The sequence below is a fragment of the Haladaptatus sp. genome (genome assembly GCF_049589095.1).
Lineage (GTDB): Archaea > Halobacteriota > Halobacteria > Halobacteriales > Haladaptataceae > Haladaptatus.
Genome location: NZ_JBAWAC010000216.1, coordinates 1 through 7243 on the forward strand (window position 1 = coordinate 1; position 7243 = coordinate 7243).

Below are 7243 nucleotides of genomic sequence, written 5' to 3' on the forward strand. Positions count from 1 at the left end.
GCTCCGTGTTGGGTCCCGGGTCGAATACCCGTTACGACTCCTCGCGCTTCGATTCGGTTCCGGGTCCGTCGTAGGCCCCCGATTTGCGGAGTTCGCCGCGTTTTTCGAGGACGCTGGGGGTGCGACAGACGCCGCGTGCGCCCGCCGCCTGCGGCACCGTGCAGTTGTTGCAGTTCTCGCAGACGACTGCGGTTTCCGAACCGCCGAGAAGTCGCGCCGGAAGCCGTGGCTCCGCGTAAAACGGTCGTCCCATTCCCACGGCGTCACACGACCCGTCGGCCAGCAATCGGTCGATTTGGGGTCGGGTTCGAATCCCGCCCTCCGCCAGCACCGGGACCGACACGCGGGACCTGACGCGGCGGGTGAACGGGCGGTTCCACGCCGGGTCGAAGTCGTATTTCAGGGACTGGACCCAGTTGAGGAGGGCGACGAGCGCGGCCCGCGGTTTGCTCCCGAACGCCTCCGAATAGCCGTCTCGAAACCGCTCGTCGCGCCACGCGCGGGCCGGAAACGCGCCGCGGATGATGCTCGCGTCCCAGAACACGGACGCCTGCACCGGGACGAGGGCGTCGAATCCCGCGTCGGTCAATCGCTCGCAGATGCGAACGCCGTCGGCGAGCGAGAGGTGTCGCCGGACGAACGCCGGAGCGGTCGTCTCGGCTGGCACTTTGGTCGCGATGGGAACGTCGGGACCGACGCGCTCCCGAATCTCCTCGTACACGACCTCGAGGAACCGCGTTCTCGCGGCGAGCGACCCGCCGAACTCGTCGTCGCGGCGGTTGTAGAACGGCGAGAGGAACTGCTGGACGATGCCCATGTTCGCCCCGGCGATGTGAATCCCGTCGTAGCCCGCCTCGACCGCGTATTCGGCCGAGCGGCCGAAATCGGCCGCGAGGTCGTACACCTCCGCCGTCGAAAGGACGTGCGGGTCGTAGTCCAGAAAGCTCAGTGTATCGAGCAGTCGAAGAACGGCGGGCGGTCGGGAAACAGCGAGCTGTTGCAAATCGGGATGCTCCCGGCGATAGCCCGCGTGCCACGTCTCCATGCTCCGCAAGCCGCCGTGTTCCAGTTGGATGAAAATTCGACTTCCGGTCCCGTGGCCGTGAATCGCGTCCGTGAGTCGGGAGAGCCGGGAGACGAATTCGGAGTCGTGCACCCGCGTCATCCCCGGCGCGGCACAGCCCCCCGTCCCGCGGACGATAGTCGCTCCTTGACAGATCAGCCCAACGCCCGACTCGGCGGCGGGTTCGAGTTCCCGAACCAGGACGTCCACCGCGCCTTCCCCGTTGCCAGCACATTCGAGCAACGGGGCGCGATAGAGCCGATTCGGCAGTTCGATACCCCCGATCTCCAGCGGGTCTTCGAGTTGCGGCACGGTGACGGTGAATTCGTTCGATTCGCTCCTAAAGGTTTGCGCGAAAACGGTCTCGTGGGGAAAAGTCGATTTTGCGATTCGGAGGACTGCGGCTGCTGGGTGGCTGTGCTCTTAGTGCGATAACGTTTGAAAGCCGAAATCACCAGCTTCGAAGTTACTCCTGTTCGAAAATTCGAAATCGAAAATACCGCACGCGACCGCCTTATCGTTCGTTCTGTCGTTTTTTCTTCGCCTTTTCACTCTCGGCGACGCCGAGGAAGGCGAATGCCGCGCCGAGCATGGCGGCGTTCTTCAAGAAGTGGTTCTGTTCGTTCGCCCGTTCCTGTCCCTCCTGATTCCAGAAGTCGTGGGTGAACGGCGTGACGCCGACCAAGAAGCTGATGGCGGCGCTGGCGGCGAGTCCGGGAAGTTTCCACAGGCTGATTCCGACGCCGCCGACGACGAGAAGCCAGTGGGACGCCACCACGGACAACTCGGGCATCGGGACGCCCTTCGCTTCCGCGTAGCCCGCCTGTGCTTCGATGTTTCGAAATCCGGAAATCCCCATGTACGTCAGCAGGCCGCCGAAGATCACTCTGGCGAGCCTGAATCCGGTTGATTTCGCTACCGTGTCGCTGCTTTCTGCCATGGCTGACTACACGTCCAATCGCCACTTATAGCTGATTCCCAAAATGTTCGGTATCGCTCACGTCGGTTCCTGACATCGGTGTTACCGACTCGAATGCTCCCGATTATCCCATTTATTTGTTTCTTTTCACTTCCACTTGATCGAGCACCCACGCGACGGCAGGAACTCCAAGTCAACGTCCTCGCCCGCGAGCATGCTGTCGATGGCGTCGCGGATGTAGAACTCGGTGGCTTCGGCGTCGGGATTCAATGCGTCGTCGAGTCGGCCGTGGTAGGCCAGCGTGAACGTGTCGCCCTCGTTGCGGAGCAGGAACGGGTCGGGCGTGCAGACCGCGCCGTAGGACTCCGCGACTTCCTGTGTCTCGTCGTGGAGGTAGGCGTCGTAGGCGATCGTTCCGTTCTGAACCATCTCCTGCATGTTGTCGAAGGAGTCCTCCGGGTACTCCTCGGCGTCGTTCGCGTTGACGCCGACGACGGCAACGTCGTCGTACTCCTCCGCGAGGTCGTTCAGCAGGTCGAACTTCGCCTTCGCGTAGGGACAGTGGTTGCAGGTGAACACGAGCAACACGGCATCGTTGTCGGAGAAGTCCGACAGCGTGTGAAAGACTCCGTCGGTGCCGCGCAGTTCGAAGTTCGGCACCGGATCGTCGCGCCCGATTTTCTCCTCGGATTCCTTCAGTACCATATCTACCCGTTTTCGCCGAACCCCCAAAACAGGTTCGCCCACATCCGGTGGTTTCGTCGGTGAAAACAGCGGAAACGGTGGTCTCGTGGAATCGTCCCGTCTCCCTTCCGCTCTCAGAGCGACAGGTACGGAATCGTCGCCAACTCGTCCGCCGAGTAGGCGAGGGCGTCGGCCTGACTCACGCCGTCGGGCGTCACGAGGTCGATGACGTTCGGGTTCATCGAATCGTCGCGCCCGCCGCCGAAGGTGTAGCCACCCGCAGTCGCGTTGACGGGTCGAATCCGGCCCGGACTGTAGCCGTCCTGTCCGAGCAGCAGCGGCACGAGTTGCATGCCGGTCAGGTCGCCGAACACCGATTTCGGCAGTTCGAGTTTCACCGCATCGACCGACCCGTATCCCGTTATCGTCACGTCCTGAGTGAGTTCGCTTCCGTCGGCCGCTTCGACGCGGGCCGGAACGAACCCTTCCGCGACGACGCGATAGTGGTACGGCGCTTCGAACGTCGCGTTGACGCCCTCGCGTGCGGCCGTCGTCCCGTCCGCGTCCGACTCGTCGGGGTCACGGAGGTACACCTGAATCGTCTGGAGCGACAGTTCGTTGCCACCCCACGGGTTCGTCAACTCGCCCGCGAGGGAGAGCAGGAACTGATAGCTGTCGTCGGTCTCGTAGACGCCGAACTCCTCGACGTCGAACGCGCCGTCCACGAACTCGCCGGAGGTCGGATAGGTGTACGAACCCGGTCCGTCGTCGTCGCCTTCGGGGTCGTCCCACGTCGCAACCTCGTCACCCACATCGACGTATGCGACCGTCTTCCGTTGTACCGCCGTGCCCAACTCGTCCAACGAGTTGGCGTCCGTTGCGGCCGCCACGGTGATGCCGCTCTCCCCGTCGCCGACTTCGACGTCGACGCTGAACTCGCCGCCCTCGCGGACGACGGTATCGGTCGGCGTCTTCACGACGACCGTCGCGCCGTCGGTTTCCCCGGAAATCGTCACGGTTCGATCCGTGACCGGCGAGGACGGGAACTCGACCGAGAGGTTCGGTCCGTCCGGGACCTCGTCGTTGGCGTATCGTCCTGCCACGAACTTCGGCGTCTCGACCGGCCGTCCGGCCTCGACGCCGTAGGCGAGGCGGACGAACTGCGCCATGCTCCACGAGAGCGGGGTCGCCGACCCGGTTCCTTCACCGAACTCCCACCCGTAGTCGGTCGGGTCGGGTCGGTCCCACACTTGCTCGGGAATCATCCCGCCCGAGTTGGCGAACTTCGCCATCGTAACGAGCAGGGATTTCGGGTCGTACCGCCGCTCGCCCCCCGTGAGAAGTTCGTACTCGCCGCGCTCGCCGGTGAAGATTGGCCAGAGTCGACCCTGTCCTTCGTTGTCGAGCGTCCACGGACCGCCCTCGCGGTAGCCGTCGTTCGGGTCCTCTCCCTGTTCGCCGTAGCCGTCGTCGTTGTAGCGGTAGAACGCCGGACCGTACGGCGTCTCGACTTTGATGGTGTCGTCCACGACGGCCAACGAGTTCCGAACGACCGGGTCGTCCCACGGCTTGACGCCGAGACGGACGAGTTCGAGGAATCCCGCGTCGATGACGTTCCGCTCGTCCAGCGTCGGCCCGCCGTTGTTGATGGCCCGTGGTGCCCCGTCGTCGGGATCAGTATCGTCGTTGATGCGGAAGTAGTAGGGCATGTTCGTGTGTTTCTCGGTCCCCTCCGTCGTCGCCATCCACTCCTCGGTCTTCGCTTGCCAATCGTCGGCCAGCGCGAGGTAGACGAGCGCGTCGGCGTCCTCCCCTTCCGCGTCGGCAAGCGCGGCAGAGCAGGCGAGTCCGGCGATTTCGGCCGCCGTCGTGCTCGGCGAGTAGCCCGACTCCTCCTCCCATCGTTCCTGGCCGGTCGCCGGACCGTGCCCGACGACGTACTCCGTCGAGCGGCGAACGTTCCCGTAATCGTAGCTCACGTCGTCGAACCCGATGCCGTGGCGCTCGTGCAGTTGGTACGCCATGATCTGCGGGAACGAGATGTTGTCCATCTGCTCGCCGCCCCAGCGCGTTCGCCCGTCGAGGAACGTGTTTTGGGGTAGGAATCCCTCCTCGTCCTGCTGATACTCGTACAGGTATTCGACGGCAGCAATCGCGCTCTCCATGTCGCCCATCGCCGACATCGCCGTGAACGCCTGATACAGGTCGCGCGACCAGACGAAGTTGTAGCCGTAATCCGACGGTTCGTTCGCCACCACGGCGTCGCCCCACGGGACGCTCGGACTGGCGACCCCCGCACCGCGGAACCGCTTCGACTCGGCCGCTTTCAGCGCCATCGCGCTGGCGTTGAACTGCCGTCGTAGGTCCGAATCACCTCGCACGCTCTTCGGTACGTCGACGCCCTGCAGATAGCTCCGCCACGATTTCGCGTAGCGCGCTCGTACCTTCGAAAATGGCGAGGAGAGCGCCGATTTCGCCTCCGCGTACGCACTCCTTTCGTCCGCGTTTTCGGCGAAGCCGAGCGCGACGGTGGCCTTCAGGTGTTCCGTTTTCGTTCCGAGACGCCCGACGAGGGCGATGTTCCCGGTCGCCTCGTCGTATCTCGTGTCCGCCGATCCGTCCGTCAGTAGCGGCGAGATGCTGTCGCCGCCGATCACGTCGACCGTCGTCCACTCGAATCCGGCATCCGCGACGAGCGCCCCGGCGACGTTGTACGGGTCGCCGTTCTCGTCCAGAATGACGGCGTCGCCGTCGTTTTCGGCCGTGTCGTGTCCCGCCAAGTACTTCGAACTCCCATCGGATTTCGCGTGACCCATGTCGCCCATTCCGCTGTTGGAGAACGCCGTGTCGGCGAGGGCGTACACGTCGTACTTCGCGCTCCCGCTGAACGTCACGTCCGCGAGAAGCGCGTCGTGGTCCGGATGCGCCGCGTACTCCACGACGAGTTCCCAGTTTCGGTCGCCGGTCGCAGAAATCGTCTGCCGGAACGAGAGCGAATCGTCGTCGACCATCTCGGTCGTTCGCTCGACGCCTTCCTCGTCGTCGTCCAATCGAGAGACGTCGAACGAGCGAGCGACGTAGCCCTCTTTCGGCGCGGCAACGACGAAATCGAGCGTCCGGAGGTTGATATAGTCGATCCGCGGGAACCGCGTTTCGGTCAGCGCGCCCTCGGTGAGGGTGAACCAGACCCGCGACGGGTCGTCCGCGTCGTGGTCGGCGACGGTGCCGACGCCGTACTTCTCGCCCGTCGTCCAGTGGGCGTCGGTGCCGCCGGTCGGCATCCCCTCTGCCGTTATCGGCGTCGCCATCGCCCCGGTAACGCCCGCCCCCAGCAGTGTCAGCGCGGTCCGCCTCGTCATATCGAATGTTTTCTCGCGCACGCCACAATCTACGATGATTGATTACTTCATACTTTTCCAAGGATAATTATCTATAATTTCTGATTCATGCTTTCGTTGTTTCAGCCGATGTCGCTCCGGCAGTGATCTCAGCGACGAATCTCCTCCGGTGGCCCGCCCACCAACCGGTCCCTGTCGTGTTTCTCCTCGAAATCGAGTTCCGGGCCGACGGGCACGATTCCGGTCGGGTTGATGTCCGTGTGGCTTCGGTAGTAGTGCTCCTTGATGTGGTCCATGCGGACCGTCTCGGCGACGTCCGGTAGTTGCATCAACTCCTTCAGGTAGTTCCAGAGGTTCGGATAGTCCACGATTCGCCGGACGTTGCATTTGAAATGCGTCGCGTACACCGCGTCGAAGCGCACGAGCGTCGTGAACATACCCACGTCCGCTTCGGTCAGAACCGGGCCACAGAGATACCGCTGCTCGGCGAGCACGTTCTCCCAGTGATCGAGCGCGTCGAACAGTTCTTCGACGGCCCCTTCGTAGGCCGTTTGCGTCTCCGCGAATCCCGCGCGATACACCCCGTTGTTGATCGGTTCGTAAATCGCTTCGAGAGTTTCGTCGATCTCGTCGCGATACTCCTCGGGGTACAGCGTCACGTCACGGTCCGCGACGTCATCGAACGCGATATCGAACATCCGCATGATCTCCTTCGACTCGTTGTTCACGATGGTCTCCTGCTCCTTGTCCCAGAGGACGGGCACTGTCACGCGCCCCGTGAACTCCGAGTCGGCGTTCGTGTACACCTCGCGGAGGTAGTCGGTCCCGCTGATGTGGTCGGGTGTACAACCGGACGTCTCGGGCGAGAACTCCCACCCGTCGTTCTTCCGATGCGGGTCCACGACCGACACCGAGATGTGGTCGTCCAGTCCCTTCAGCGCCCGCGTGATGAGCGTCCGGTGTGCCCACGGACAGGCGTACGAGACGTACAGGTGGTAGCGTCCCGACTCCGCCGGAAATTCACTGTCCGGGTCCGCCTCGACCCACTCACGAAACGAGGTCGTTTGCCGTTCGAACTCCCCCTCGTCGTTCGTCGTCTCGTACGCGTCCGTCCGCCACTCGCCGTCGACGAGCATGTTCATGTCTACCGATAGGTCTTTCCTGGCCTTAGCGGTGGGTTTCCCCCACGTTCCTTCCGCATCCCGTTCGGGGGACCCGGCCGCTACCCCTCCCATGGCA

General features: G+C 63.6%; 5 protein-coding genes. All 5 read right to left on the reverse strand.

Annotated features, from left to right (window positions below; translation table 11 throughout):
* Positions 1 to 31 precede the first annotated feature (31 nt).
* On the reverse strand, positions 32 to 1375 hold the full coding sequence (locus tag WBV42_RS07045) for an NADH:flavin oxidoreductase (RefSeq protein ID WP_423985397.1): 1344 nt from the start codon (positions 1373 to 1375) through the stop codon (positions 32 to 34).
* 202 nt (positions 1376 to 1577) lie between these two features.
* Complete coding sequence (locus WBV42_RS07050; protein WP_423985398.1) at positions 1578 to 2003, reverse strand: DoxX family protein; 426 nt, start codon at positions 2001 to 2003, stop codon at positions 1578 to 1580.
* 126 nt (positions 2004 to 2129) lie between these two features.
* A complete protein-coding gene (locus WBV42_RS07055) occupies positions 2130 to 2687 on the reverse strand; it encodes a thioredoxin family protein (RefSeq protein WP_423985399.1) in 558 nt (185 codons plus the stop codon).
* A gap of 113 nt (positions 2688 to 2800) precedes the next feature.
* Complete coding sequence (locus tag WBV42_RS07060) at positions 2801 to 6025, reverse strand: glucodextranase DOMON-like domain-containing protein (protein ID WP_423985400.1); 3225 nt, start codon at positions 6023 to 6025, stop codon at positions 2801 to 2803.
* Positions 6026 to 6153: 128 nt separating this feature from the next.
* Positions 6154 to 7146, reverse strand: a complete 993-nt coding sequence (locus WBV42_RS07065) for a glutathione S-transferase family protein (RefSeq protein WP_423985401.1) — start codon at positions 7144 to 7146, stop codon at positions 6154 to 6156.
* Positions 7147 to 7243 lie beyond the last annotated feature (97 nt).